Genomic DNA, 26,930 nt, shown 5'->3' on the forward strand with positions numbered 1-26,930 from the left:
TTTACGCCGTGACCCTGGTGCCTATCGGCTCGCCCAACAGCGCACGGGTGACGTTACCAGCGGGCTCCATACCGAAGACTCGCATGTTCATCTTGTTGTCCATACAGAGGCTGAACGCGGTCGAATCCACCACTTTGAGGCCGCGTTGGAGCGCATCGAGGTACGTGATCTGATCGATCTTCGTCGCGGTGGCGTCCACCTTGGGGTCAGCGGTGTAGACACCGTCAACACCGTTCTTCGCCACCAGCACCTCAACGGCGTCAATCTCGAGCGCGCGCTGCGCTGCCACGGTGTCCGTAGAGAAATAGGGCAGCCCAGCGCCAGCACCGAAGATAACCACACGCCCCTTCTCTAGGTGTCGCTCGGCGCGGCGCGGGATGTACGGCTCCGCTACCTGGGTCATCTCGATCGCAGACTGAACACGAGTCGCTGCGCCAGCTTGCTCGAGAAAGTCTTGAAGCGCGAGGGCGTTCATCACCGTTCCCAGCATGCCCATGTAGTCAGCGCGTCCACGATCCATTCCGCGCTGGCTCAGCTCTGCACCTCGGAAGAAGTTGCCGCCGCCTACCACGATGGCAATCTCAACACGATCTACCGCCTCTGCGATTTCACGGGCAATCTGGCCGACCACGTCGGGATTGACACCCAACTGGCCTCCGCCGAACGCTTCTCCAGAGAGCTTCAAAAGGACGCGTCGGCGTCCGCTCACTTCATTGATCACGGGGATCCTCTCGTTGACGACAACCTACAGAAGGGCATGAGAAAAGGCCCGCATCATGTGGTGATGCGGGCCTTTTCAAGATGTTACGCGCCTACCTTGAAGCGGGCGAAGCCCGTCAAGGTGAGTCCGGCGTCCTGTGCCACCTTTGCAACGGACTGTTTGTTGTCCTTTGCATAGTCCTGGTCCAGAAGTGAAACCTGCTTGAAGAAGGCGTTGACGCGACCCTCGACAATCTTGGGAAGCGCCGCTTCGGGCTTTCCTTCGTTGCGCGAGATCTCAGTGACGATCTCACGCTCCTTGTCGACGTCAGCCGCGGGCACCTCGTCGCGCGAAAGGTACGACGGGTTGGCAAACGAGATGTGCTGAGCGATGCTGCGAGCCGTCTCGGTGTCGGTGCCCGTGTACGCAAGAACTACGCCCACCTGCGGAGGGAGGTCTTTGTTCGTGCGGTGCAGGTAGACCTCGAAGTTGTCGCCAACGAGAGTGCGCACGCGACGCAGCTCGACCTTTTCGCCAATGATCGCGGCTTCGTCGTCGATCAGCTGAGCAACGGTCTGCGAGCCAGCAGGAGCAGCAAGGGCTGCCTCGAGCGAGTCCGAAACGGCGGTCGCTGCGGCGTCTGCAACTTTGTCAGCCAGCGAGATGAAGCGGTCATTCTTTGCAACGAAGTCGGTCTCGCAAGCGAGCTCGATCAGCGTAACCTTGCCATCCAACTCGCGAGCTGCAATCAAGCCCTCGCTCGTGGAACGGTCTGCACGCTTCGCGTTGCCCTTTGCGCCCTTGAGGCGCAGGATCTCTACTGCCTTCTCGACATCGCCGTCGGCCTCTTCGAGCGCCTTCTTCGTGTCGACCATTCCCGTGCCGAGCTGCTCGCGCAGCGCCTTGATGTCGGCGATCGTGAAGTTTGCCATGGGTAGTGGCTCCTTGGTTGTCGTGAGTGTGTGGATGCCTCGGCGAAGACAGCCATTTGGTTGTCTCCGCCGAGGTGGAATCTAAATGGGGCGCCGAATTACTCGGCAGCGACCTCTTCAACCTTGGCCTCTTCGGCAGCCTCGGCAGGCGCTTCAGTAACCTCGGCAGCGGACTCAGCCGGGGCCTCAGCCTCTGCAGCGGCCTTGGCGGGAGATTCAGCTTCTGCAGTAGCCGGTGCTTCAGCAGTTTCTGTCGCAGCGGCGCCGTCTTCTGCAGGCTGCTCAAGCAGCGCGCGCTCCCAGTCGGCCAGTGGCTCAGCGTCAGCAGCTTCCTCGCTCGGCTGGTGGCGCTGGATCAGACCTTCAGCGGCCGCGTCGGCGATGATGCGCGTCAGCAGGCTGACCGAACGAATTGCGTCGTCGTTGCCCGGGATCGGGAACTGGAACTCGTCAGGGTCTGCGTTGGTGTCGAGGATGCCGATGACGGGGATGCCAAGCTTTGCTGCCTCGCTGATCGCAAGGTGCTCACGCTTTGCGTCGATGACCCAGATCGCCGAGGGGGTCTTCGACATGTTGCGAATTCCACCGAGTGACTTGTGAAGCTTGTCCAGCTCACGCTTCTTCAGCAAGAGCTCCTTCTTCGTGAAGCCACTTGCAGCGGGGTTCTCGTAGTCGAGCTCTTCGAGTTCCTTCATGCGAGCGAGACGCTTGGAAACGGTCTGGAAGTTGGTGAGCAGACCGCCGAGCCAGCGCTGGTTCACGTATGGCTGACCAACACGCGTGGCCTGTTCAGCGAGGACTTCCTGTGCCTGCTTCTTGGTGCCAACGAAGAGCACCGTGCCGCCGTGCGCGACGGTCTCCTTGACGAACTCGTACGCCTTGTCGATGTACGACAGCGACTGCTGGAGGTCGATGATGTGGATGCCCGAGCGCTCGGTAAGAATAAAGCGCTTCACCTTCGGGTTCCACCGGCGGGTCTGGTGTCCGAAGTGGACGCCGCTGTCGAGCAGCTGGCGAATGGTTACGACGGCCATGGCCGTCCTCCTGTTCTGGCGCACTGAGGCGCCTCTTGCGGTTGTGTGTTTCACCGATGGTGACCGGTGAGCCTAGTGCCCGGCACACGCCCGCTCACGGAAGATTCCGTGAGACCGTTGGGAGTAGTTGCCACGCGGCCCCCTCGCAGAGGGGCCGTTGCGCTGTGGGCACGCGTAGTCACCCTGACAAGCAAGGTGCTCGTTCAGTGTACCAGCACCGGCTCCTCCCCCGTGCGGCGCGGCGCGTGCTGCGAATAGAGTTTCACCTCGGTTCGCAGTGAGCTCGCCGCGAGGACGAATGATGTTCATGTGCACAACGATGAAGATCGCCACGTCGCTCCACATTCCTCACATTCCCCGAGTGCCGGACATCCCCGACGTTCGCGACGCTCGCGACGTTCGCGAAGAAGAGTTCGCTGGGCGCTCAGCCTGGCCATCGGTGTTCTGATGACACCGATATTGGCGGCGCCAGCAACTGCCTCCGCGCCATCCGCGCCATCCGCGCCAGAGCCGCCGTACGCGAACCGCTCCGCCAACGCTGTTTCTGACTCTGCCCCACGCGTGGAGTGGAATTGGCCGTTGGCCAGTTTCGAAGTCACGCGGCCGTTCGTTGCACCCTCCCACGAATACGCGGCCGGTCACCGCGGTGTCGACCTGCGCGCACTGGCGGACAACACCGTCTTAGCACCAGCAGATGGAAGGGTGGCGTTCGTGGGACACGTGGTCGACCGGGCCATCATCACGATTGACCACGGCGGGGGTTTGGTGACCACGCTAGAACCGGTGGCTTCAGACCTCAGTGCGGGCACCGACGTAGCTCGGCAAGAAGCTGTCGGCGAGCTCGCCGTCGGCGGGCACGCCGATCAGGGAGATCTGCACGTCGGTGTGAGATTGCATGGGCACTACATCAATCCCGCGGTGCTGGTCGGCGAAGTTCCACTCGCGGTGCTGCTTCCTTGCTGCTGAGAAATCCACGAATCGCGTGACTAGTCACGACGCATCTCGTTGCGTGAGCCGGAATCGTTCACATTCCCGATCTCTCGGCCGTGGACGTTGTTGTCGTCACCATTGATGACCACGGAGCCAACTATTCCGTCGATATCGACCTCGTTTCTTGAACCCGCGATATCGAGGCTGCCTAAGCTGGCCGCATCCACGCTGTTGGATTGGCCACTGATCGACACGGAACTGACGTCACCTGCATCCACATCGATCCGATCGCCGCGCATGACGATGGCCCCCGTTTCGGCTCCTTCGAGTTCGACCTCGAGGTCGTTGCCTTCGATCGTGATCTGAGGACATACTCCACGCAATTCGAACTCAGCTGCACTGTCGGCAACCGTTACCGCAGCACCAGCACAGTCCACCCGTTCGCGAACCGCGCGATCATCACCGTCGGTATCTGCGGACTCATCGAGATCGTCGGTTTTGTCTCGGCCCGTGTAGGACTCTTCTTGACTACTGCCGTCGCCACTGTTCGGCGCGACTGGCGACTGTGTCGATGGTGCACACGCGACGAGACTCGTGACAGCAACGGTCAGAAAGATTGCGCCCAGTGGTGAACGTAGTTTCGGCATGCGCCCGACGCTAACGCACGCTTCAGCTGTCATGCACGGGGGTGTGCCAGCCGATAGCTTTCTGCTAAGCGCTCACTGGACACATGAGTGTATATCTGAGTCGTGCCCAGACTTGCGTGCCCAAGTATTTCTTGCACACTCCGTAGATCCGCTCCGCCATCGAGCAGATGGGTTGCCGCCGAATGACGCAGGGAGTGCGGTCCTGCCGCACCACCGACGTGCTCGCCAAGCGCACGTGACACCACGTCGTACACGGCCCTAGTCCCCATGCGTCCACCGCGGGCTCCTAAGAACAGCGCAGTCTCCGTGGGCGATCCCGCAGCTCGTGCGACGAGTGCAGGCCGGCCCCGCACAAGGTAGCTATCCACCGCACGCGCGGCCGCGCCGCCGTAAGGCACTACCCGCTCTTTGGAGCCCTTCCCCATTGCTCGAGCCGTGCGCTGGGTGCGGTCCAAGTCGCTTAGGTCAAGACGACACACCTCGGAGACACGCAGAGCTGCGCCGTAGAGCATTTCAACCAGGGCATGGTCGCGCAGCGCAATCGCGTCTCCCGACGACGCAGCGACCTGCATAGCGCTGAGTAACGTCGCCAGCGCATCTTGGGTCGCGATGCGCGGCAGCGAGCGACCGCGCTTGGGCGCTACCAACCGCAGACTCGGATCTCTCTCGATCAGTCCTTGCTCGACAGTCCAGGCAAAGAAACTCCGTGCTGCTGCTGTGCGGCGCGCGATGGTTGCCTTTGCATCGCCTCGTTTGGTCGCGACCCACAGCCACTCGCGAAGGGACTCAAGTTCGATCTCATTCAGCGAGCAATCGCCACTTGAGCGTGCGAGGTCTAGCAGATCCGAGCGGTACGCTCGCGCGGTCGCGGGCGAGAGCCGTCGCACCTTGAGCAGATGCTCCACGAAAGCATCGGCCGCCTCGTTGAACTCCATCACTCAAGCATGCCCTCTGTCAGGTGCGCCCAGCCTGCTGCCTCACCGTGTCCTTCATCTTTCGCTGTTGCGTCGCCAACCGCGCGGGGATCGCTCCGCCTTTGCGTCGAGCGTCAGCATCCCGAGCGCGGCCTCGACTTCTTCGGGAATCATGCCCGCGCGCCTGGCGACGTCGGCTGTTTCACGCCAGACTCGCGCGCTGAGCGCGTCGAGAACTCTTGTGGTGTCGTCCGTACCAGCCAGGTCAAGCACTGCCGTCGCGTCGTCTGAAGCGCTCATACCAAGAAGTTCTCGAACATCGGAGGCACTTGTTACACACTGCGCACCGAACTCTCGAAACAGGCGGTGACATCCGGCCGAAGTCGCCGAAGTGATGGGGCCAGGAACCGCACCCAACGGGCGACACAGCTGCGCTGCATGGCCGGCCGTATTCAACGAACCGCTGCGCCATCCTGCTTCCACCACGACCGTGCCCGAAGCCAGCGCCGCAATTATGCGATTTCGCTGCAAGAATCGCCATTTTGTCGGCGCGGATCCCGGAGGCGTTTCGCTCGCGACCACGCCGGTTTCGGCAATTCGATCCAGCAGCTGGGTGTGTCCCGCCGGGTACGACCGATCGACGCCACCCGCCATCAGCGCAATTGTGGTTCCGCCAGCGATCAGAGCTGCTCGATGCGCGGCGCCATCAATCCCATATGCGGCACCAGAAACGATGGCCACTCCCGACGCGGCAAGCTCCGAGGCAAGCTCCATCGCAACATGTTCGCCATAGGCTGTCGCAGCACGCGCGCCGACGATGGCGGCCTGCGGGACGGAAGAACGCAGCAGCGAGGGGGTGCCGCGCACCCAGAGGCAGATCGGAGCGTGCACGCCGAGGTCACCCAACTCGAGTGGCCATCCATCATCGCCAGGGACAACAAGCGCAATTCCCCTGCGTTGAGCCAGCGCGACGGTGTCGCTCACTGCCTGCTGTGACAGTCGCGGCAGCCATCGACGCAACGCATCGCTGTGCGTCTTCTGGTCCAGCAGCGGCGAAAGGGCGTCATAACCGCCGCGCGCATCGGCAACGAGTCTGTCAAGGCCATCTGCCGCACCATAGGCATCGACGATGAGCCCGGCGATACCGTCGCCGGGCTCAGTGAGATGGTTCCACACGATTCGGGCCGCGTTCTCCCGCACCGAGTAGTCATCTTTGAGCTGGGTTCCCAGTCCCGCAACACTCTGATGTGCCAGATCAATGTCGAGGCAGAAGTCAGTCACAGCGCCATCCCCTTCTTCAGAAACAGAGCGCGGCCAATGTGATCGAGGCCGAGTTGCGCTTTGCCGTCGAGATCTGCCAACGTCCATGCCAAGCGCAACACCCGGTCAAACCCGCGAAGCGTGATGGCTCCCTTACGCAAAGCGACGTCTAGTGGCCGTCTCACTGTTGGCGACGGTGACCGTGGGCCGTCGCGAAGCCAGCTGCCGGGAATCTCAGCGTTGAGCTGCCACCGAGTGTCGATCAGCCGCTGCGCAGCCCGTGCCCGCGCTTCCGCGACACGAAGCCGCGCCTCTGACGTTGACACCGCGACGACTTCAGACCGTCGCTGAGCAACCGAGACACGAGCGAGCGTCAACTCGATATCGATGCGGTCGAGTAGCGGGCCCGAGAGTCGACCTAGATATCGTCGGATCGCGGCTGGCGGACAAGTGCAGTTTCCCCCGCGGATGCCATAGTCGCCACAGGGGCAGGGGTTCGTTGCCAACACGAGCTGAAACTTCGCGGGAAACTCGGCGCTCAAACCCGCTCGGTTGATTGTGATCGTTCCCGATTCCAACGGCTGGCGCAACGCGTCGAGCGCGCTTGCTTGAAACTCCCCCGCCTCATCGAGGAACAAGATGCCTTCGGTTGCCCGCGCGATCGCACCCGGGCGCACAATCCTCGAACCACCACCCACGAGCGCGGCGACACTCGCGCTATGGTGCGGAGCTTCAAAGGGCGCGTTCCTGTCGAGGTCGACGACCCGGGTGCCCGAGAGACTGCGAATGGAAGCAACTGCCAAGGCCGCTCGATCCCCGAGCGGCGGCAGGATCCCCGGCAGCCGGCGAGCCAGCATCGTCTTTCCCGCGCCCGGCGGTCCACACATCAGCAGGTGATGTCCACCGGCCGCCGCCGCGATCAGGGCGTTGACCGCATCGCGCTGACCGACGACATCCGTCAGGTCAGGGATCGTGTCCGTCGCAGCGGTGGAGTCAGACGCCGCAGCCAGTGTGATCGGCTCTTCGTCCGGCACGCAGACGTCGGCACCGTGCCATGACGCAACCTGAGCCAGGTTGATGGCCCCCAGAATCTCAACACCATCGACCAGTTGTGCTTCTTGCGTGTTCGCAAACGGTACGACGATGCGCTTGTGTCCAGCGCGCGCTGCCGCAAGAACCGCGGGCAGAATCCCTGGTATCGGACGCAATCTGCCATCCAAACCAAGCTCGCCCAAGTGCACGGTCGAAGCGACAGAGTCAGCATTCATCGCAATCTCGGTCGCCACAGCGACGGTGGCGATCGCCACATCGAAGCCGGAGCCGTGCTTCGGAAGACTGGCAGGCGACAGGTTGATCGTCAGCCGACGTCGTGGCAAAGCGAGATCACTGTTGGCACACGCGTTGTGAACTCTTTGCACCGCTTCAGCAAGCGCCTTGTCTGGCAACCCGATGATCTTGAAATCCGGGGTCTGGTTGGACAGGTCGGCCTCGATTTCGACTATCTCACCTTCGGCACCGACGAGGGCGACTGAGAGCGTACGCGCAACCTTCATACGACGTCCACGTCCTCAAGGTGTTCGAGGATCGCGGTCTCGGGGTTGGCTCCCGTGACCCCGATAGCGTCGATCCGCACATGCCTTCCTCGTGCCTGTTTTCGATGTTGGGCGGTCCAGGCGACGCTCAAACGCCACAGCCGAACGCGTTTCGCCGCACCAATCGCCTCGAAAGGGTGCCCGAATCGCTCGCTGCGACGGGTCTTCACCTCGACGATGACCAGCTCGTTCGCCCGAGCGACAACGAGATCAATCTCACCGGCCGCACAGCGCCAGTTGCGATCGAGTACGACGTAGCCGAGGCTCTGAAGATAGCGGGCGGCGCGGTCTTCGCCTGCACGCCCGAGGAGATCCTTTTCTGCCATAGGCAGATAATAGGCTCATCCGGAGGCTACGCTCCGACGAACGCTCCACGCCGTGCAGACGCGGCTGTCCCCGAACACTGGGGAGGAGCGCGTCAGATCAGTTGTCGAGCGAAAGTTCCTCAGGAAGCTGGAAGTCACGCCGCGTGAGCTCTTCAACATTGACATCTTTGAACGTCAGCACCCGCACCGCTTTCACAAAGCGATCGGCTCGGTAGATATCCCAGACCCACACATCTGACATCGAAATCTCGAAGTAGAAGTCGTGCTCGGTATCCTGGCGCACAACATTCACCTCGTTGGCGAGATAGAAGCGTCGCTCCGTCTCGATCACGTAAGCGAACTGCGCCACCACATCTCGGTACTCACGGTAGAGCGCAAGCTCAAGCTCACGGTCGTAGTCTTCGAATACCTCATCGTCCATGGTGCTTCTATCCTATGGCTCTCTTAGAACAACGTTGGCGCATCGCGAATCGACCACGATGCACGATGATGTCGGCTGAGTCCGTGCTCGCGAATTGCAGCGCGGTGGGCAAGGCTCGCATAGCCCTTGTTGCGGGCCCACACATAGGCGGGCGTTTCGTCATGCAATTCGATCATGAGGGCATCACGTTGAACTTTGGCGAGAACAGACGCTGCCGCCGCGGATGCGCAATCGCGATCTGCTTTGACAACGGGCTGGACGTGCAACCCCGCGCCGCCAGCCGGCGTGATGTAGTCGTAGTTGCCGTCGAGCAGCACAATCGCCTCTTCGGGCACAACACCGACCGTGCGCAGATCATCGAGTGCCCGCAGCGCGGCAAGACCCAGAGCGCGCATGATGCCGATCTGATCGATGTCAGCTGCGCTCGCCCATCCCACCGCACTCGCAGCGACCCAAGCCTCGGCTCGCGCAGCGACTTCGCCGCGGCGTGCTTCAGGAACCAGCTTCGAGTCCCTAAGGCCCTGCGGCACGCGTTTGCGTGAGCGAGGGGCATCGAGCACGACCGCGCCGACGGCGACCGGCCCGGCTAGTGCGCCTCTACCCACTTCATCACAGGCGATGACAAGGGAGTGCTCCTTGAGCAGCCGGCGTTCCATAGTGAGTCGAGGATCAATCACCGTCACTGAGCAGGTTCTCCGGTGTCCGTGGTGGCAGGGTTCTGCGGGTCGGCCACTCCGGCGAACTGTTCATGATGAAAGTCCAGCAGGCCAAATCGATCGAATGGCCAGGTAACCAGGAACGCACGCCCCACGACGTTGTCTACGGGCACGAAGCCCTTGCCTGGCTGATCAGTGTTGTACCTGGAGTCCTTCGAGCGGTACCGGTTGTCGCCGAGCACCCACAGGCTGTCGTCGGGAACGATCACATCAAACTCGTCACCCGACGCGGCAGCATCCACCGTCGGAGTCTTGATGTAGGCCGACTCGTCAATCGCCGTGCCGTTGACCGTGATCTGACCGACGCTGTTGCAGCAGACCACGTGGTCGCCGGGAAGCCCGATCAATCGCTTCACCAGATGATCGTCGCTGTCTGGAGACGACAATCCGACGAGCGAAAGCATCCAATCGACGCCTTCGATGATCGGCGGTCGGGCGGCTTGCGTCGTCACAGGCAACCAGCCACCGGGATCTTCAAAGACCACGATATCGCCCCTTGAGTAGCCCGCGAATCGCGGTGTGATCTCATCTACCAAAATGCGGTCATTGACCTGCAGGGTGTTCTCCATCGACCCCGAAGGAATATAGAAAGAACGCACCACGAACGTCTTGACTAGGAAAGAAACCAGAACAGCGATCAGGACGATGACGACCACATCACGAGCGAAAGTGAGCCAACCCCGCCGCCGCCGTCGCGACGAAATCTCAGCCCGCGAAGATTCGCCCACCGGGGTCGGCGCGGTCTTCTCGGTGGTCATCGCAGTTTCCTTCGCCTCGCTCCGCCCATCGGAGCATCTGTCAAGGTTGCCACACTCCGTTGCGCGCGCAGGCATATATGCGACAAACAGAAAATACCCCGCACCAAAGGTGCGGGGTATTTATCAGAGAGCGAGTCAGCGAGAGAAACGCTTCTCCTTGATCTTCGCCTTCTTGCCGCGCAGGTCGCGCAGGTAGTACAGCTTCGCGCGGCGCACGTCGCCGAAGGTCACGACTTCAATGTGGTCGATGACGGGGCTGTGCACCGGGAAGGTACGCTCGACGCCAACCTGGAAGCTGATCTTGCGAACGGTGAAGGTCTCGCGAACGCCGTCACCCGAGCGACCGATAACAACGCCCTGGAAAACCTGGATACGTGAACGGTTGCCTTCGGTGATGTTTACGTGAACCTTGACAGTGTCGCCGGCGTTGAAGGTGGGGATGTCGGTACGCAGCGATGCTGCGTCGACCGAATCGAGGATCTGCATGATCGTATCTCTCTGCAGCCGCCACAGGTCGACTACGGGAAGGAATGGAAAGGAGTGCGGTGCCCCGAAGCCGCCGGTGTATCCAGGCGGCTTTGTTCCCCTGAGGCAGAAGCTGGTCAGGGCACGAAGATCTATTCTGCCATGGATACGGGTGCGGGCAAAACTAGCGTGATGCGGGCGGGTGCTCGTTTATGACGAACACCGCTTCGTCGGTGGACGCAGACTCGCGAGTCGGCTGAGCGGCCGGTCGCAGATAGGCAACGCCCTCCTCGGTGCGCAACACCATTCGCGCCGGCTGCGCTTCGCGCCACAACTGCCAAAGTTCGAGCCAGAAGAGCCCCACTGCGACGAAGATCGTGAGCACGAACACCGGTGCCCACCAAGCCTGCGCGTAGAAGCCAAGCGAAATGGTCAGGAGGTGCCAGATGGAGAACCCGAGCACATCCCACCATGACACCGCGTGTTGCGCTCTCACGGTGCCGCGGGCGCGGACCAGGAGAGTGAGAAGCAACTGGCCGACGAACACGGACGGTACTGCGATCAACAGGACCCACAGAAATGCCCAGCCTCCCGCGTTGAACACGCCCCAACCCACGAAGAGCCAAAGCGGCAACAAAAAGGCAGCGGGGATCAACCAGCTATAGAACGCCCTGCGCAACCACATAGGTCGATGGTACGCCCGCGCACCCGCGAGGCGCTATGCACCTATGCGGTCTGGGGCACTCTCCCAGCCATGACGCAATGCGTCCGACACAATGGAAAAGATGAGAGGAGACGCAATGATCGAATTGCGCACGCCCACCGAGATCGATGCGATGCGGCCAGCAGGCAGGTTTGTGGCTGAAACGCTCGCAACCCTGCGCGAAGAAATCACGGTGGGAATGAATCTTCTTGCCATCGACCGACGCGCGCACGAGTTGATTCGCAAAGCAGGTGCAGAATCTTGCTACATCGACTACCACCCGTCCTTCGGCGCGAGCCCCTTTGGCAAGGTGATCTGCACATCGATCAACGACGCGGTCTTGCACGGACTGCCCTTCGACTACGCACTGCGCGACGGGGATCTTGTCTCCGTGGACTTTGCGGTGTCGGTCAACGGCTGGGTTGCCGATTCCGCACTTTCGTTCGTCGTGGGCACACCAAGGGATGAAGACCTCGCGCTGATCGACACCACCGAGCGCGCGCTTGATGCAGCGATTTCTGCCGCCATTGTCGGCAACCGCATCGGCGACATCTCAGCGGCGATCGCAGAAATTGCCCACGCCGACGGGTACTCCATCAACACCGACTTTGGTGGGCACGGTGTCGGCCGAGTCATGCACGGCGACCCTCACGTGCCCAATGACGGCCGCGCTGGTCGCGGATTCCCCTTGCGCGACGGGCTCGTTTTGGCGCTTGAGCCGTGGTTCCTGCAAACCACAGACAAGCTGGTCACTGATCCAGATGGCTGGACGCTTCGAAGCGCGGACGGAAGTCGCGGCGCACACTCTGAACACACCGTTGCCATCACTGACGCGGGTCCGATCGTCCTGACAGATCGCTCTGGCTTGGGCGCGAACTGAACCAGGCACCTCCCAGGAGCTACTCCCCGAGTAGGTCGGGACGGTTCTGAACCGTGCGCTGCATGCTCTGCTCGTGTCGCCATGTTGCGATTGCGCCGTGGTTGCCACTGAGCAGTACGGGTGGAACGTGCAAATCGCGCCAAACCGCGGGCTTGGTGTAGCTCGGATACTCGAGCAACCCGTCCGCCTCGTGCGACTCCTCGACGAGCGACATCGGATTTCCCACCACGCCCGGAATGAGTCGCGAGACTGCTTCGATGATGGCCATCGCCGCCACTTCCCCGCCGTTGAGAACGTAGTCACCCAAGCTCACCAGACGTACGCGTCCCCGGGCGGCAAAGTGGTCGACAACGCGCTGGTCGATGCCCTCGTAGCGACCGCAGGCGAACACCAAATGGTCTTCGCCAGCCAGTTCACGAGCAAGGGGTTGAGAAAAGCGTTCACCCGCCGGCGATGGGACAAGCAAAACGGCGTCGGGCGAGAGCAATGAGTCGAGGGCCTCGCCCCACGGCTCGGGCTTCATCACCATCCCCGCGCCGCCGCCATAGGGGGTGTCATCGACAGTGTGATGGCGATCCTGAGTCCACTCACGAAGGTCGTGGACGTTTAGATTGAGGATGCCGCGATCGCGCGCCTTCCCGATGAGAGAAACGTTCAGAACATCGAAGAACGCCGGGAATATGGTGACGATATCAACGCGCATGATTCACGTCTCAGCTCTGGTCAGCTGGCGTCTCGGCTTCTTCGGAGCCCGAGTCGTCACTATCGACCAATTCTTCGAGCAAACCGGCTGGCGGAGTCAAGATGACACGTCCCTGCGAGACGTCCACCTCGGGAACGATCGCCTTGACGAACGGCACAAGGACCTCGTCGTCACTCTCTGTGCGGATCACAAGAAGGTCCTGCGCGGGAAAGTGCTCTACGCGAATGACGCGGCCGATGATCTGACCGTCGCGAACTGCGTCGAGACCGACAAGCTGGTGGTCAAACCATGCGTCTTCCTCGACCGGCACGACCGCCGGGTCTTGATCGATCCACAAGATCGCCCTAATCAGCTCCTCGGCAGCGTCACGATCCTCGACACCTTCGAAGAAGGCGACGGCGTGCGAGTTCATCCAACGGAACTCTCGGACGGTGAGGGGCTTACCGTGCCACGGCGAAGATTCAGGGACCTGCAAAGTGAACACAGCGCCCGGGACGAAGCGTCCTTCAGGGTCATCCGTGTACAGCTCGAGTTTGATGGCGCCTTTGAGCCCGTGTGCCTTTACGAGGCGTCCAACACGCAGTTGAGTCTTTTCCCCGCCAGTCTCGCTGGGTGGGTCGCCTGCCACTTCAGTCATCGGCAACATCAACGCGGACACGCTGTCCGTCCGCGAGTGCGCCAATAAGAGTGCGCAGGGCTTTGGCCGTGCGGCCGCCGCGCCCGATCACGCGACCCCGGTCATCGGGGTGAACGTGTACCTCGAGCACGTCGCCTCGCGGCGAGGTGCTCGAGTCGATACGGACATCGCTCGGGTGATCAACAATCCCCTTGACGATGTGCTCGAGCGCGGCAGCCAGCAACGGAGTACTACTCTGCGTCAGTTGCGTCAGCGGCGGGAGCCTCGGCTTCAGCTTCGGCCGGAGCCTCAGCCTTCTTCTCAGCCTTCGGCTTGATAACTGACTTCTTTGACGCGTCGATGCTGAACTCTGGCTTCGGTTCGCGTGTCTTGACAGTCGACACTGCGTCCTTGTCACCCTTGAACTTGCCCCAGTCGCCGGTCAGCTTGAGCAACGCAGCAACCTGCTCGGTCGGCTGTGCGCCGACGTTGAGCCAGTACTGTGCACGCTCGGAGTCAACCTCGATGAACGAAGGCTCTTCGGTGGGGTGGTACTTGCCGATCTCTTCGATAACACGGCCATCGCGCTTGGTGCGCGAGTCGGCAACGACGATGCGGTAATACGGCGCGCGGATTTTGCCCAAGCGCTTGAGACGGATCTTGACAGCCACGATTCTCCTGAATGTGTCTAAAAGTGAACGAACTGATCGCCTGGAGCGTGGGGTGCACACCCGGCGGAAGCTCTGAGGAGGATCTCCCCTGCTGGATAGAGGGTCGAGCAGGTGATCCGACCCTCTATTCTGCCAGATGACGACGCTAGTCGCGAACTCAGCGTCGACACGCCGCTTCCTGCCGCATGTAGGTCATCCGCTACCGTTGGAACAGCACCACGATCACGCAACCCGTTGTACCCGTCGGGATGCCCAGCACTCGAAAGGCGCGCATGTCCAAATGGCTGTATCTGGTCGCAGCGATCGTGCTTGAAGTATCAGCGACGCTGTCGTTGCATCTGATGACAGAGCATGCCGCCTGGGTGATCGTGGTTGTGATCGGCTACGTGGGCGCGTTCATCAGTTTGGCGATGTTGCTGCGTGCTGGCGCCCCGATCGGACTGACCTACGGCGTATGGGCTGCGAGCGGCGTTGCACTCACCGCGGTGCTCGCCTACGCGCTCTTCGGTGATCCTCTTACGTGGATGATGTCGCTCGGGATCGTCGTCGTTATCGGTGGCGTTCTTCTCGTGGAGCTGGGCGCCGCTAGCTCAAAGCCCATGGAGCGGAGTGAATCACAATGATCTGGCTATTTCTCGCGGGCGCGATCATCTTCGAAGTGGCTGGAACGATGGCGTTGCGTGCTTCTGAGGGCCTACGCAAGCGCGTGTGGATTGCGCCGATCGTCGCGGCATATCTGCTTGCTTTCACGTTGCTCTTTCAATGTCTCAACGCGGGAATGCCCGTCGGCGTTGCTTACGGAATCTGGTCGGCGTGTGGCGTTGCGCTCACGGCTGTGTTGGCTCATTGGCTGTTCAAAGAGCCGTTCACCTGGATCATGGGTTTGGGCATCATCGCAATCGTTGGCGGCGTGCTGCTGATCGAACTCGGATCGCCGTAGCGAAAATCCGTCCCTGCCGTGCGAGGATGTCGCCATGACGGTGCCATTCGCGACATCAGAGCGCGCTTCGGTCGGGCTCGAGTGGGAAGTGATGCTCGCCGACGGCGCGACCGGAGATCTGGTCTCACGGGCGCCAGAGGTGCTTGAATCGCTCGAAGAAGCGAGCGCACTCGAGCGTTACACGGTGACTGGAGAGCTGCTCACCAACACCATCGAAGTCACCAGCGGCATCGGCGACACCGTCGCGGCCGCGGTCGACGACATCGCAGACTCGATCGGATTGGTCCGCACTTTCACCGACACACGGGGCATAGAGCTGCTCTGCGCTGGCAGTCACCCATTCGCCCAGTGGTATGACCAAGAGGTGAGCGATAAGAGTCGCTACCGCTCACTCATCGATAGGACCCAGTGGTGGGGACGAAACATGATGATCTGGGGCATCCACGTTCACGTCGGAGTTGAAGACGTGAACAAGGTGTTCCCCATCATTCGGGCGCTCTCTGCCTATCTTCCCCACTTTCAGGCGCTCTCTGCCTCAAGCCCTTTCTGGGCGGGCGATCGCACCGGATATGCCTCCAACCGCTCCCTCGTATTTCAACAACTGCCCACTGCGGGCTTGCCCTGGCCCCTCGAGAACTGGTCGCAGTTTGAGCACTACCTCGATGACATGGTGAGAACCGGCGTCATGGAGGACTCGACCGAGGTTCGTTGGGACATCCGGCCTGCTCCGCGGTGGGGAACGATCGAAGTTCGCGCGTGCGACGGAATGTCGACCTTGCCCGAGCTCGCCGCCGTCGCCGCGCTGGTGCAGGTTCTCGTCGAATACTTCTCACGGCAGCTCGATGAGGGCCGCACACTGTCGTACTTGCAGCCGTGGTTCGTGCGTGAGAACAAGTGGCGCGCGGCACGTTATGGACTAGACGCGCATGTGATCGTCGGGCAAGACGGGGCACAAATGCCCGTCAGAGAGCACCTTGTACAGATTCTGGACGAGATGGGTGACATCGCGAACGATCTGAAGTGCGCCCGAGAACTGCGGGGCATCGAATCCATCCTGACCAATGGCGCGAGCTATGAGCGTCAGTTGCGCGTGGCGGATGAAGCAGCCGGGGATCTGCGTCAAGTGGTGCAGCATCTCATTCGCGAGTTCCGTGCCGGGCCCACGTTGCGCGACCACCTGGCTTCTACCAACTAGGTATTCGCGCCAGTCGCGCGACTCCGGTTGCGCGGAGATGCTTGGCGGACCCGCCGAGTTCGTGGGACGAGCCTCAACCCTTGCCAAGCATCTTCTGGAGTTCTGCGAGATCAGCCTCGCTGGGCGCTGCTGACTTGCCGCCGAGGCCAAACCCCGTGCCTGTCGGCGACGCCGATGCGCTGGCAGCAATCCCGGCATTCTCAGCCGCGCGTTTTGCAGGATTCCCCGAGCGCGAGCCCTTCGCCTTCTGCTGCTTGCCGCGCTTTGCGGAAGCACCCGGGCGTGAACCAGGAACTGGGCCCATCCCGGGAATATTGGGCATGCCGCCCTTGGCAACGGTCTTCATCATTTTCGCCGCCTGATCAAAGCGCTGCACAAGCTGATTCACATCCGTGACGGTCATGCCAGAACCACGTGCGATGCGAAGGCGTCGCGACCCGTTGAGCACTTTGGGGTTTCGCCGCTCAACCACAGTCATCGAACGAATAATCGCCTCAGTGCGATCAATCTCACGTTCGTCAAAGTTGTCGAGCTGATCCTTCATGCCCCCCATGCCCGGGAGCATCCCGAGCATCTTCTTCATGGAGCCCATCTTCTTCATCTGCTGCATCTGCTCGAGAAAGTCTTCGAGAGTGAACGTCTCGCTGGCGAGCTTTTCGGCGACCTTCATCGCCTCGGCCTCATCGAACGTCTGCTGCGCCTGTTCGATCAGCGTGAGGATGTCACCAAGATCGAGGATGCGCGACGCCATTCGGTCAGGGTGGAACGCCTCGACATCGTCGAGCCCTTCACCGTTCGAGGCGAAGATGATCGGCCGGCCAGTAACGGACGCTACGGAAAGTGCTGCGCCACCGCGAGCATCGCCATCGAGCTTGGATAGCACGACGCCCGTGAAGTCGACGCCATCCTGGAAGGCTTTGGCGGTACTGACGGCATCTTGGCCGATCATGGCATCGATGACGAACAAGACTTCGTCAGGATTGGTCGCCTTGCGGATATCGGCGGCTTGCTTCATGAGTTCCGCATCGACGCCGAGCCGTCCGGCGGTGTCGATGATCACGGTGTCGTACTGCTTCTGACGGGCGTACTCAACGCCGTCTTTTGACACGCGCACCGGGTCGCCGACACCGTTGCCGGGTTGCGGGGCGAAGATCGCCGCCCCAGCGCGTTCTGCGACAACCTGGAGCTGGTTTACCGCGTTGGGTCGCTGAAGGTCAGCTGCCACCAAGAGCGGCGTGTGGCCGTCCTTCTCGAGCATGCGAGCAAGCTTGCCGGCGAACGTGGTCTTTCCCGAGCCCTGGAGACCGGCGAGCATGATCACCGTCGGAGGTGTCTTGGCGAACTCGAGGCGGCGCTGTTGGCCACCGAGAATCGCAACAAGCTCTTCGTTGACGATCTGCACGACCTGCTGTGCTGGGTTCAAAGCCTTGCTGACTTCGTCGCCAAGTGCGCGTTCGCGAACCCTGGACGTGAAATCCTTCACAACGACCAAGGCGACGTCTGCATCGAGCAGGGCGCGACGGATCTCACGTACGGTTCCGTCGACGTCTGCGGGCGAGAGCTTGCCCTTCGTCCGCAGATTACGGAAGGTCTCGGTAAGACGGTCAGAAAGCGTGCCGAAAGTTGCCATGATTCGCCAATTCTACGCGAGCATGCGGGCTACCTCCGCTCATGTCATCCGTTGAGCGATATTGACGAGGCAGTATCGGCCGCGAGCATCATGAAGGCTGTGAGATCGCCGCGACCGGCACCGCCGCGGGCCCATGCGCCAATAGCCGCCAGAACTGCACCACCCCATGCTGCACCGACGATGTCGGCGGCGAGGCGGTCGGCTCCCCCGGCCACGAAACGGTCAGCCACCGCACGGGCGATTCGTGAACTGCGCAGCGCAGATTCGCGCTCCAGCTCGTCAGTGAGTTTCATTGCCCCCGAGTTCAAGATTGCCAGAGCAAGGCTGTCAGCAACGAAGTCCGCGCCGAGCACGGCGACCGCTGACCGTACCTGTTGTTCGGCATCCACATCGGATTGCTTTTCAAGCGACGCTTCCAGCACGAGCAACGATTCGTCGAACCCAGCCCACAAGATGTCTGACTTCGACGAGAAGTAGTTGAAGAAGCTCGATCTGCTCACGCCTGCACGCGACGCGACCGCGCCAATAGAGGTCGCCTCAAAGCCTCTTTCCAGGAACAACTCGCAGGCAGCCTCGGCGAGAATCTCACGTGACGAAGCCTTCGGCCTGCCGACGCGTGCGGAATAGGTTGTCACGTGAGCCACGCTAGCGGGGCTACTCCGCGCTTGTCACGGAAAGCACTTCGCCGTCAGATCCAAGATTCACAAGCAGAACGTCGTCGGTGGCGTCGGGGTCGAGCGCGTACTCAAGCACCGCGAACGGATCTGAACCGCCGTGCTCATCAGCGAGAATCGTCATGCTCATAAGCTGCAACGAACGGATCACGTCGATGTGGGTATCACCCGAGATGTCGACGAGAAGTTCTTCAAGCTCATCACCCATCGCATCTTGCTGCTGCAGGATGTACTCGGTGACCTCGCTGGTGCGATCGCTGAGTTCGTTGACCATCGCATTGCGCGCGCTGCGATCGATGTCTTCGATTCCCGAGATCAGCCCGGCGGCGACATCGAGCGCCGCTGCGGAAACATCGTCCTGCTCGGGAGCCGTGAGATCAACCGTCACTGACTGGTCGCCGATCTCGACGTTCTCTGACCAGAAGATGGATCCATCGGGACCGGATTCAAGGAGTCCAAAGTAGTCGTGCTCGATTGCCATAGGTCAATAGAACCAGCCTGCGTCGCCTCGCGGTAGTCCACACCGGGCGCGCCGCGCTTCCGTTTACGAGACTGTGACTCAGTCGACCAATGACGAGACGAACACGTGAGGCGTGAACCCGGTGAGGTCGTTGATGCCTTCGCCCTGCCCTAGAAGCTTTACCGGAATGCCCGTGCGCTCCTGAACGGCGAGAACAAAACCGCCCTTGGCGGATCCGTCGAGCTTGGTGATGGCCAGGCCTGTGACTCCCGCGTGCTCAAGAAAGGCCTCGGCTTGCATCACACCGTTCTGACCTGTGGTGGCGTCCAGCACCAGGATCACTTCGCTGATCGGGGCTTGCTTCTCGATCACACGACGAATCTTGGTGAGCTCATCCATCAGTCCACCCTTGTTATGCAAACGACCCGCCGTGTCGACCAGAACAATCTCCGTTGACGTCTGCTTGGCGTAGTCGATCGTCTGAAAAGCAACGGAGGCAGGGTCTTGACCCTCGTGCTGCGGCCTTACGATCGCCGCTCCCCCTCGCTCGGCCCAGGTAGCAAGCTGGTCAACTGCCGCTGCGCGAAAGGTGTCGGCCGCGCCGACGACAACGGAACGTCCGTAGCGCTGCAAGAACTTGGCGAACTTTCCGATCGTGGTCGTCTTGCCGACGCCGTTCACCCCTACTACCAGCACCACCGCGGGTCGTTCCGTGAGCTTCAGGGTCGAATCGAACTTGGCAAAGTGCTCTTCGAGAGTTTCCTTCAGCATCCGTTGCAGATCCCGCGGGTCAGTTGTGCGGAACTTCTCTACCTTCGCGCGAAGCTCGTCGATTACACGCTCTGAGATGTCAGGACCGAAATCAGCCGTGATGAGCGCTGTTTCGAGATCTTCCCACGTCGTTTCATCGATTGTGGGTTTGACGAACATGCCGCGCAGCGCGCGGCCGAGCGACCAAGAACTCTCTGCCATAACTCCAGCCTACGGTGCCGCGATGGCGTGCCTAGGAGGCAGCACGATCAACGATGCGCTGACCGACGACTGCCGACACCCCGTCTTGCCGCATAGAAACGCCGTAGAGTGCGTCGGCGATCTCCATAGTGCGCTTCTGGTGAGTGATGACAATGAGCTGACTCGACTCACGCAACTGCTCGAAGACACCAAGCAGACGACCGAGGTTGGCATCGTCTAGTGCCGCCTCGACCTCGTCGAGAATATAGAACGGGCTCGGGCGAGCTTTGAAGATCGCAGTGAGCAAGGCGACCGCTGCAAGCGAGCGCTCGCCGCCTGAAAGCAGCGAGAGTCTCTCGATCTTCTTGCCCACAGGCCGCACCGATACCTCGATGCCAGTGGTGAGGGGCTCGTCAGGCTTAGTGAGTGAGATGCTTCCAGACCCGCCAGGAAAGAGAATCGGGAACACCTCGCCGAACGCCACCTTGGTGTCTTCGAATGCGGCCAGAAAGATGACCTGCATACGTTCGTCGAGTTCGTCGATGATCGTGACCAGGTCTTTTCGCGTCTGAGTGAGATCCGCGAGTTGCTCCGTCATGAACTTGTGACGCTGTTCAAGAGCGGAGAACTCTTCGAGGGCGAGCGGGTTCACTCGTCCCAAACGGCCCAGCTTTCGCTCTGCCTCCTGCAGTCGCTTGTGCTGCTGGGCGCGGTCGTACACGATAGGCGCCGCATCGACCGGTTCGCTCTCATTGGCTTCGTGGGCCGTTGCGCTGTCGCTCGTGAGCACGCGGTCGGCGGGGATCAACTGGTCGGGCCCGTATTCCGAGATGAGAATGCTCTCTTCGAGACCAAGCTCGGAGCTCACGCGCTCGAGAAGACCGGTGACGTGGAGCTTCTTCTCATGGATCTGCAGTTCGAGTCCGTGCACACTCTCAGTGAGCGATGCAAGCCGCTCTCTGAGGCTGGACTCCTGACGACGAAGCTCGGCGAGTTCATCGGTCACGGCTGTGCGTGCCGACTCAGCCGCGACCAGTTCGAGTCGCGCTTGTGCAACAGAGCGATCTACTGAATCGAGCACGGCGGGCAATGCGGCTGCAACACTCGCTGCCACCTCGCGCTGACCGCGTCGGATAATGGCACGTCGCGCAGCTTCCGCAGCCGCCTCACGCTCGCGCTCCCGCTGGCGCACCATGCCCGCCACACGTGCCTCTTCGGCACGGATGCGCTCGCGCAGGGTCTCCACGTCTAGGCGCGCACGCATCTCGGCATCACGGGCTTCTTCCAGAGCAGCGAGCATGGGCTCGCGCGCTGACGCATCGAGAATCGGCCGCGGCGCCTCAAGGGCTGCGTTCAGCTGCGATTGCGTTGAACGAGCTGCTGACTCCGCCTCCTCGACCGCGTTTACCGCCTGCGCCACCCCTGCCGCGAGGCGTTCGCACTCTGCCACGGCCGATTCGTGGCGAATAGTCGCCCGGTTGAGTTGCTCAGTGTGCGCCGCGAGAGCTGCGTCGTGCGAGCGAAGCGTTGCGAGAGCATTCTTGGTCGCTCGGCGAGCGTCGTCGTGTGACTGCGAGGCTTGTTGCAGCTCTGCACGCAAACGATCTGCAATCGCGGTGACTTCGTCCCGGCGTTGTGCAGCAGCATCCCGTTCCGCGGCAAGTTCAAGCCGGGAGCGTGACGCTCCCGCACCCGCTCGCAACGAGTTCGCCGTGTACACCTCGCCCGCACGGGTGACGATGGTCAATGCAGCCTCAGCATCGACTGTCGCGGCGGCAGCCCGTGCGCTCTCGAGATCATCGGCTACGACGACGCGAGCGAGCAAACCCATAACGCCAGGCGGCGCCGTGACGACCTCAGCGGCCGCGATCGTCTTGATTACCGTCGGTATGCCCCTGGCCGGGGCCGAAGACTCGGCGATGACGATATCGACCACGCCTACGTCGGTGCCGTTCACTTCGCTGGCGAGAGCAAACGCCGAGTCGCGATCGTCAACGAGCAAGCCTTCAGCAAACGGACCGAGAACTGCTGCGATCGCCGCTTCGTAGCCCGAGCGGATGTGAACCGCGTCACCGACGAGTCCGCGAACACCCTGAGCGCCAGCGGCGATCATGTTCGAAGCGGCATTCTTCACTTCGAGTGCCCGGCCCAACGCGGCTGTCTGCGCGGTTAGCGACTCACGCTCGCGTTCGGACTTGTGCAGCTTCTCTCGCAACTCCGCCACCCGCGCTTCTGCATCGGTGGCCTCGCGCTGTGCCCGCTCGTATGCCTCAGCATGCTCGGCAGCCGAGCCTTGTGGCGCTGAGCTTGGGTCGATGTTATCCAGGTCTCGTTGCGCTTCAGTGCGTCTGAGCATCGCGGCGTCGAGAGCACGTTGCTGCCGATCAACGGCGGTCTGCACAGCAGACAAGGCAGAAGACGCGGCATCTGCGCGCCCGCGCAGGGTGGTCAGTTTCATGTCGTGAGCAGACACCATAGAACTCTGCTCGGCGATATCGACGTCGAGCGCATCGAGTTCTGCGCGGGCTCGCATAACCTCTCGCGAAGCTTCGGCCGCAGCATCCTGCGCCCCGCCCAATCCACCCGCGATCTCATCGATCTCTGCGCGGGCGTCATTGATCATCGCCTGCGAGACGGTGGTTAGCTCGTGACGATCGTCGTCTTCGGCCTCGCCGAGCAGAGCAAGACGCTGGCCAGCGAGCGAGTAGAGCCCCCTTAGCCGCTCCTGCACCCGCTCCAGCCCGAATGATACGCTCCGCGCGTTGTCGACGGCCTCGGAGCGTTGATCCGATTCGAGCTGCTCAATGCGACTTCTCGCGTTCTCAAGACGATCCTGCAACACGATCCGCTCCGCGTGACGCTCGTGCTCGCTCGCGGCATGACGGGCAAGCTCGGCACGCAGCGCCACCAGGTCATCCGCGAAAATTCGTGCCTTGGCATCGCGCACAACCGCCGCGATGGTCGCTGCTTCCCGAGCGATCTCGGCTTGCCTACCCAGCGGCTTCAACTGCCGCCGCAACTCACCAGCGAGATCACTCAGCCTGGTGAGATTCGCCTCCATCGCATCGAGTTTGCGCAGCGTCTTTTCTTTGCGGCGGCGGTGCTTCAAGATGCCCGCTGCTTCTTCTATGAAGCCGCGCCGGTCCTCCGGTGTCGCCTGCAGCACACTGTCGAGACGGCCCTGACCCACGATCACGTGCATCTCGCGGCCGAGGCCAGAGTCGCTCAACAGCTCCTGCACATCCAGCAGTCGACACGTGTCGCCGTTGATGGCGTACTCGCTCGAACCATTGCGAAACAGTGTGCGCTTTATCGATACTTCGGAATATTCGATCGGCAAAGCACCATCGCTGTTGTCAATCGTGAGCTGGACTTCTGCGCGACCCAATGGTCCTCGAGTGGAGGTGCCCGCAAAGATGACGTCTTCCATCTTGCCGCCGCGCAGAGTCTTCGCCCCCTGCTCGCCCATCACCCAGGCGAGGGCGTCGACAACGTTGGATTTTCCTGAACCGTTGGGGCCGACGATGCAGGTGACACCGGGCTCCAACGCGAAGGTGGTCGGCTGCGCAAACGACTTGAACCCTTTGAGCGTCAAGCTCTTTAGGTGCATATCGGGGTGCCCTCTCCTGACGATGGAACACGCCTACGGTACCGGACTGCGCCGCCAATGCGCGGCAGGCGTGCTGGTCGGTCGCAGCCCGCTTCGTCCACGACACTGCACCGCACAACTGTGAAGGGAACCTTGACCTACTCAAGGTGTCCGCGCTATTGTCCGAATCGCGTAGCAAGTTGAGCGAAAGGAGGTTCCCGGTGCACACAAACAGCATCTGCGTCGTCCCCACGTGGTCGATCACGCCATGCACTGCCGGAACCGGCTCCTTCGCGCGCGTGCAAAACAGGCGTAGTCACACCTCCAGCTGATCGAGCACAGGAGAACTCTGCCCTAAAAGGGGCATCGGCAGTTCCTTGTGCCGGTTGCTATCGTCGTTGCCTCACATCGGCGCGAAGCCAGTGCAAGCGATCTGCGCAAAGCCGTCGCAAGCACCCTCCCCCTCCTCCACACCGCATTTCGCGTCATTGCCGACGCACAAAGTAGAAGAAGGACTCATCATGCACAGCACTCCCGGTGACATGCGTGTCACCTCAATCCCCGGGCCAAGTTTCCGGCCCCTTCACATTCCTCATGATCTAGCCAGCAGCGAAGCAAGCGACTTCATCGCGATGGTGCGCGTAAGGAACGCGATCTACCGTGAGAACTCAGGGCACGACGATGAAGCCGTCACCCCTGAACAAATGCTTCCGCACTATCGGCCAAACCCATACGAACTCAGGAAGGCATGGGTGATCGTCGTCGGCGACGAGATAGTGGGGCGCGTCGGGATCGACCTACCGCTTGAAGAAGGCTCGGTTGTCGCGTTCTGGCTCATTGAAATTCTGCGCGCGCACTGGGGCCGCGGCATCGGTTCGGCCGCCCTCGTTCTCCTAGAGCAATACGCGCGCAGTCACGGACGAACAACGCTTCAATCCTGGGCAACTCACCCGCCCTGCGACGGCGCGACGCTGACGCCTCGAACAGGGTTCGGAACGATCCCCGAAGACCATGTCGCACGCTTCTACGCTCGACACGGCTATGCCCTCGAACAGGTGGAGCGCAACAGCGCTTTCGATATGACCGAACCGCTTGATCAGGTTGAGCGCCTTCTCACGCAATCACGAGCGGCAGCAAGCGACTACCGCGTGCTGCAATGGGACGCCCCTACCCCAGCCGATTGCATCGAAGGCTACGCGTGGATGAAGTCGCGCATGTCGACTGACATTCCGGCGGGCGCACTCGACTTCGACGAGGAGCGTTGGGATGCCGTGCGCATCACACAACACGACGAGCGCTACACGGCGGCTGGTAGCACGCTTCAGGTGACCGCCGCTCAGCACATTCGCACGGGCGAACTGTGCGCGTTCAACGAACTGATGATTCCCGAGGATCGCACGCTCGCCAGCCACCAAGAAGACACGCTCGTTCTCAAGGAGCATCGCGGGCACAAGCTCGGCACCCTGGTGAAGTGTGCGGGTTTGATTGAGTGGCGAGCACGAATGCCCCACTCTCCTCGCGTACTCACCTACAACGCCGAAGAGAATCGTCCGATGCTCGATATCAACGAAGCGATCGGATTCATACCGATCGCCTACGTGGGGGCCTGGAAGAAGGTGCTCGTTGGCAGTGCGGACAGTAGTGGCTCGAACGATTCGTGAAAGAGACTCTGACGATGGGTGTGCCGCAGCGCGGGCACGCCTCTCCGGTGCGGCCATAGGCGTTGAGCGAGTGCGCGAAGTAGCCAGCCTGTCCATTGACATTCACGTACTGGGCGTCGAAGCTCGTACCCCCTTCAACCAGAGCCCTTTCGAGCACTGATCTGACTTCCGCCAGCAGCGTGGTCACAGCGTGCTCCGACAGCGTCGAGGCGGGTTGCTCGGGATGAATCTCAGCGGCCCAGAGCGATTCATCGGCATAGATGTTTCCAATGCCGCTCACCACCCTCTGATCAAGCAGCACACGCTTGATCGCAGACTTCTTGCGCGAAAGAGAATCGCGAAACAGCGAGTCCGAGAACGCTGGATCGAGCGGATCCCGTGCGATGTGCAGAACCTGTTGCGGAATGGATGCTGCGGGCCAGCCGTATCCGCCGGCGGCCGAGTCGGGTGCTGCGACGAGTTCGTCGACGGCCAACGAGCCGAAGGTGCGTTGGTCGCAGAAGATCATGGCGAGCTCACCGTGCTCGGGATGCTCGAGGTTGAAGCGAACTCGTTCGTGCCGTTCTTGTGGGCTGCCGGCCGCACGAAGCAGAATCTGACCGCTCATACCCAAATGGCCGATGATCGCTTCGTCGGGCACACGCGCAATTTCTGCAAGCGGAAACCATAGGAACTTCCCGCGCCGCACGGCAGCCGAGATCACGCGGTGGGTGATTGCACGTTCGAAATCGCTACCGCTACCCGTGTGACGGGTCAGTGCACGCTCGTCGAGCACATTCACGCCCGAAATCGTCGCGCCTGAAATCGCCGGAGCAAGACCGGCGCGAACGACTTCAACCTCGGGTAGCTCAGGCACGTGCGCTGAGCTCGCGCCATGCCCTTAGCGCCGCGGACATCTCTGCCTGCTTCTTGCTCGAACCGGTGCCTCGAGCTATGACCTCGCCAACCTCAACGGTGGCGGTGAAGCGGCGATCATGGTCGGGGCCCTGAGCTGCTACTGAGTAGACGGGGGCGCCACAAGCAGTACGCGCCGCAAGCTCCTGCAAACTCGTTTTCGGATCCATCGCAGCGCCATAGCGTTCCGGGTCAGCCAGCAACGGCTCGACGAGACGAAGCACAAGAGCAGTCGCCGCCTCAGCGCCCGCTGACAAATAGGCGGCGCCGAGGATTGCCTCGGTGGTATCGGCCAGAATCGAGTCCTTATCGCGACCGCCGGTCTGATCTTCGCCGCGTCCGAGCCTCAAGTACGCGCCGAGTCCAATACCTCGAGCGATCTCCGCCAGAGCGACCGTTGACACGACGCTCGCACGTCTCTTCGCCAGCGCACCCTCGTCGAGTTCCGGGTGTGCCGTGTACAGGCGCACCGTCACTGCTTGGCCAAGTACTGAGTCGCCAAGAAACTCCAGTCGCTCGTTATGAGGGGACTGGCCATTCTCGTAGGCCCATGAACGGTGTGTCAGAGACAGCAACAGAAGCTCGGGGTCGATAACGACCCCGAGCTTCTGTGTGAGTTCTGCGAGCGACGAACGCTCGACCGCGACGTCAGTCACGTCTGTACGCCG

General features: G+C 61.6%; 31 protein-coding genes. 7 read left to right on the top strand and 24 right to left on the bottom strand.

All coding sequences use genetic code 11. The annotated features are described in order from the left end of the window. Position 1: 1 nt before the first annotated feature. The 3 genes from pyrH to rpsB form a co-directional block, all read right to left on the bottom strand. Positions 2 to 721, bottom strand: coding sequence for a UMP kinase (gene pyrH, locus WDU96_RS08665; RefSeq protein WP_337338087.1), 720 nt, complete (start codon positions 719 to 721; stop codon positions 2 to 4). Between the two features lie 83 nt (positions 722 to 804). Beyond that, positions 805 to 1,632 (bottom strand): translation elongation factor Ts, encoded by an 828-nt coding sequence (gene tsf, locus WDU96_RS08670; protein WP_337338088.1) that lies wholly within the window; start codon positions 1,630 to 1,632, stop codon positions 805 to 807. A 98-nt stretch (positions 1,633 to 1,730) separates the two neighbouring features. Continuing rightward, positions 1,731 to 2,666 carry a 30S ribosomal protein S2 gene (gene rpsB / locus WDU96_RS08675; RefSeq protein ID WP_337338089.1) on the bottom strand — a complete coding sequence of 312 codons (936 nt, stop codon included), beginning with the start codon at positions 2,664 to 2,666 and terminating at the stop codon, positions 1,731 to 1,733. Positions 2,667 to 2,967: 301 nt separating this feature from the next. Here rpsB and WDU96_RS08680 point away from each other — a divergent pair, with 301 nt between their 5' ends. Continuing rightward, on the top strand, positions 2,968 to 3,114 hold the full coding sequence (locus WDU96_RS08680) for a hypothetical protein (RefSeq protein WP_337338090.1): 147 nt from the start codon (positions 2,968 to 2,970) through the stop codon (positions 3,112 to 3,114). A gap of 131 nt (positions 3,115 to 3,245) precedes the next feature. Beyond that, positions 3,246 to 3,632, top strand: a complete 387-nt coding sequence (locus WDU96_RS08685) for a M23 family metallopeptidase (RefSeq protein WP_337338091.1) — start codon at positions 3,246 to 3,248, stop codon at positions 3,630 to 3,632. A gap of 20 nt (positions 3,633 to 3,652) precedes the next feature. Here the strand turns inward: WDU96_RS08685 and WDU96_RS08690 are convergent, their stop codons facing one another. The 10 genes from WDU96_RS08690 to WDU96_RS08735 form a co-directional block, all read right to left on the bottom strand. Further along, complete coding sequence (locus WDU96_RS08690; protein WP_337338092.1) at positions 3,653 to 4,243, bottom strand: hypothetical protein; 591 nt, start codon at positions 4,241 to 4,243, stop codon at positions 3,653 to 3,655. A gap of 29 nt (positions 4,244 to 4,272) precedes the next feature. Then, on the bottom strand, positions 4,273 to 5,178 hold the full coding sequence (locus WDU96_RS08695; RefSeq protein WP_337338093.1) for a tyrosine-type recombinase/integrase: 906 nt from the start codon (positions 5,176 to 5,178) through the stop codon (positions 4,273 to 4,275). 54 nt (positions 5,179 to 5,232) lie between these two features. Continuing rightward, positions 5,233 to 6,438, bottom strand: coding sequence for a DNA-processing protein DprA (gene dprA / locus WDU96_RS08700; RefSeq protein WP_337338094.1), 1,206 nt, complete (start codon positions 6,436 to 6,438; stop codon positions 5,233 to 5,235). Beyond that, positions 6,435 to 7,970, bottom strand: a complete 1,536-nt coding sequence (locus WDU96_RS08705) for a YifB family Mg chelatase-like AAA ATPase (protein WP_337338095.1) — start codon at positions 7,968 to 7,970, stop codon at positions 6,435 to 6,437. The genes dprA and WDU96_RS08705 overlap by 4 nt, the downstream gene beginning before the upstream one ends. Beyond that, entirely contained in the window at positions 7,967 to 8,335 is a 369-nt protein-coding gene (locus tag WDU96_RS08710; protein WP_337338096.1) for a YraN family protein, read from the bottom strand. Before WDU96_RS08710 ends, WDU96_RS08705 begins: the two co-directional genes overlap by 4 nt. 97 nt (positions 8,336 to 8,432) lie before the next feature. Further along, on the bottom strand, positions 8,433 to 8,756 hold the full coding sequence (locus tag WDU96_RS08715) for a DUF2469 family protein (RefSeq protein WP_337338097.1): 324 nt from the start codon (positions 8,754 to 8,756) through the stop codon (positions 8,433 to 8,435). A gap of 23 nt (positions 8,757 to 8,779) precedes the next feature. Then, entirely contained in the window at positions 8,780 to 9,439 is a 660-nt protein-coding gene (locus WDU96_RS08720; RefSeq protein WP_337338098.1) for a ribonuclease HII, read from the bottom strand. Further along, positions 9,436 to 10,230: a signal peptidase I gene (gene lepB, locus WDU96_RS08725; RefSeq protein WP_337338099.1), complete on the bottom strand. Its 795-nt coding sequence runs from the start codon at positions 10,228 to 10,230 to the stop codon at positions 9,436 to 9,438. Before lepB ends, WDU96_RS08720 begins: the two co-directional genes overlap by 4 nt. 135 nt (positions 10,231 to 10,365) lie before the next feature. Then, positions 10,366 to 10,716, bottom strand: coding sequence for a 50S ribosomal protein L19 (gene rplS / locus WDU96_RS08730; RefSeq protein WP_337338100.1), 351 nt, complete (start codon positions 10,714 to 10,716; stop codon positions 10,366 to 10,368). 163 nt (positions 10,717 to 10,879) lie between these two features. Next, positions 10,880 to 11,380 (bottom strand): MFS transporter permease, encoded by a 501-nt coding sequence (locus WDU96_RS08735; RefSeq protein WP_337338101.1) that lies wholly within the window; start codon positions 11,378 to 11,380, stop codon positions 10,880 to 10,882. A 115-nt stretch (positions 11,381 to 11,495) separates the two neighbouring features. Between WDU96_RS08735 and map the strand changes: the two genes are divergently transcribed. Beyond that, on the top strand, positions 11,496 to 12,278 hold the full coding sequence (gene map, locus WDU96_RS08740; protein WP_337338102.1) for a type I methionyl aminopeptidase: 783 nt from the start codon (positions 11,496 to 11,498) through the stop codon (positions 12,276 to 12,278). A gap of 19 nt (positions 12,279 to 12,297) precedes the next feature. Here map and trmD read toward each other — a convergent pair whose 3' ends face one another. The 4 genes from trmD to rpsP are packed head-to-tail and all read right to left on the bottom strand — an operon-like array spanning position 12,298 to position 14,268. Beyond that, positions 12,298 to 12,981: a tRNA (guanosine(37)-N1)-methyltransferase TrmD gene (trmD, locus tag WDU96_RS08745; RefSeq protein ID WP_337338103.1), complete on the bottom strand. Its 684-nt coding sequence runs from the start codon at positions 12,979 to 12,981 to the stop codon at positions 12,298 to 12,300. Positions 12,982 to 12,991: 10 nt separating this feature from the next. Next, positions 12,992 to 13,618 (bottom strand): ribosome maturation factor RimM, encoded by a 627-nt coding sequence (gene rimM, locus WDU96_RS08750; RefSeq protein WP_337338104.1) that lies wholly within the window; start codon positions 13,616 to 13,618, stop codon positions 12,992 to 12,994. After that, a complete protein-coding gene (locus tag WDU96_RS08755; protein WP_337338105.1) occupies positions 13,611 to 13,841 on the bottom strand; it encodes an RNA-binding protein in 231 nt (76 codons plus the stop codon). Before WDU96_RS08755 ends, rimM begins: the two co-directional genes overlap by 8 nt. 7 nt (positions 13,842 to 13,848) lie before the next feature. Then, on the bottom strand, positions 13,849 to 14,268 hold the full coding sequence (rpsP, locus tag WDU96_RS08760; RefSeq protein WP_337338106.1) for a 30S ribosomal protein S16: 420 nt from the start codon (positions 14,266 to 14,268) through the stop codon (positions 13,849 to 13,851). Positions 14,269 to 14,540: 272 nt separating this feature from the next. Between rpsP and WDU96_RS08765 the strand changes: the two genes are divergently transcribed. The 3 genes from WDU96_RS08765 to WDU96_RS08775 are packed head-to-tail and all read left to right on the top strand — an operon-like array spanning position 14,541 to position 16,403. Then, complete coding sequence (locus tag WDU96_RS08765; protein WP_337338107.1) at positions 14,541 to 14,891, top strand: DMT family transporter; 351 nt, start codon at positions 14,541 to 14,543, stop codon at positions 14,889 to 14,891. Further along, positions 14,888 to 15,208 carry a DMT family transporter gene (locus WDU96_RS08770; protein WP_337338108.1) on the top strand — a complete coding sequence of 107 codons (321 nt, stop codon included), beginning with the start codon at positions 14,888 to 14,890 and terminating at the stop codon, positions 15,206 to 15,208. The genes WDU96_RS08765 and WDU96_RS08770 overlap by 4 nt, the downstream gene beginning before the upstream one ends. A 34-nt stretch (positions 15,209 to 15,242) precedes the next feature. Next, positions 15,243 to 16,403: a glutamate--cysteine ligase gene (locus tag WDU96_RS08775; protein ID WP_337338109.1), complete on the top strand. Its 1,161-nt coding sequence runs from the start codon at positions 15,243 to 15,245 to the stop codon at positions 16,401 to 16,403. A 73-nt stretch (positions 16,404 to 16,476) separates the two neighbouring features. On the opposite strand, the gene ffh is transcribed toward WDU96_RS08775, so the two are convergent. From ffh to smc, 5 genes are all read right to left on the bottom strand, one after another. After that, a complete protein-coding gene (gene ffh / locus WDU96_RS08780; protein WP_337338110.1) occupies positions 16,477 to 18,033 on the bottom strand; it encodes a signal recognition particle protein in 1,557 nt (518 codons plus the stop codon). A 44-nt stretch (positions 18,034 to 18,077) separates the two neighbouring features. Further along, positions 18,078 to 18,668, bottom strand: coding sequence for a TetR/AcrR family transcriptional regulator (locus WDU96_RS08785; RefSeq protein ID WP_337338111.1), 591 nt, complete (start codon positions 18,666 to 18,668; stop codon positions 18,078 to 18,080). A 19-nt stretch (positions 18,669 to 18,687) separates the two neighbouring features. Continuing rightward, entirely contained in the window at positions 18,688 to 19,188 is a 501-nt protein-coding gene (locus WDU96_RS08790; protein ID WP_337338112.1) for a DUF2004 domain-containing protein, read from the bottom strand. Between the two features lie 78 nt (positions 19,189 to 19,266). Next, positions 19,267 to 20,139 carry a signal recognition particle-docking protein FtsY gene (gene ftsY / locus WDU96_RS08795; RefSeq protein ID WP_337338113.1) on the bottom strand — a complete coding sequence of 291 codons (873 nt, stop codon included), beginning with the start codon at positions 20,137 to 20,139 and terminating at the stop codon, positions 19,267 to 19,269. A 31-nt stretch (positions 20,140 to 20,170) separates the two neighbouring features. Beyond that, the gene (gene smc, locus WDU96_RS08800) at positions 20,171 to 23,728 is read right to left on the bottom strand and encodes a chromosome segregation protein SMC (RefSeq protein WP_337338114.1); all 3,558 of its coding nucleotides are present in this window, start codon (positions 23,726 to 23,728) and stop codon (positions 20,171 to 20,173) included. 500 nt (positions 23,729 to 24,228) lie between these two features. Here smc and WDU96_RS08805 point away from each other — a divergent pair, with 500 nt between their 5' ends. Continuing rightward, on the top strand, positions 24,229 to 25,368 hold the full coding sequence (locus WDU96_RS08805) for a GNAT family N-acetyltransferase (protein WP_337338115.1): 1,140 nt from the start codon (positions 24,229 to 24,231) through the stop codon (positions 25,366 to 25,368). On the opposite strand, the gene mutM is transcribed toward WDU96_RS08805, so the two are convergent. Together mutM and rnc are read right to left on the bottom strand one after the other, a co-directional pair. Further along, a complete protein-coding gene (gene mutM / locus WDU96_RS08810; protein ID WP_337338116.1) occupies positions 25,289 to 26,224 on the bottom strand; it encodes a bifunctional DNA-formamidopyrimidine glycosylase/DNA-(apurinic or apyrimidinic site) lyase in 936 nt (311 codons plus the stop codon). The genes WDU96_RS08805 and mutM overlap by 80 nt on opposite strands. Then, a complete protein-coding gene (rnc, locus tag WDU96_RS08815) occupies positions 26,217 to 26,918 on the bottom strand; it encodes a ribonuclease III (protein WP_337338117.1) in 702 nt (233 codons plus the stop codon). The genes mutM and rnc overlap by 8 nt, the downstream gene beginning before the upstream one ends. Between the last annotated feature and the right edge of the window lie 12 nt (positions 26,919 to 26,930).

The organism is Microbacterium marmarense (assembly GCF_037204165.1).
Classification (GTDB): Bacteria; Actinomycetota; Actinomycetes; order Actinomycetales; family Microbacteriaceae; genus Microbacterium; species Microbacterium marmarense.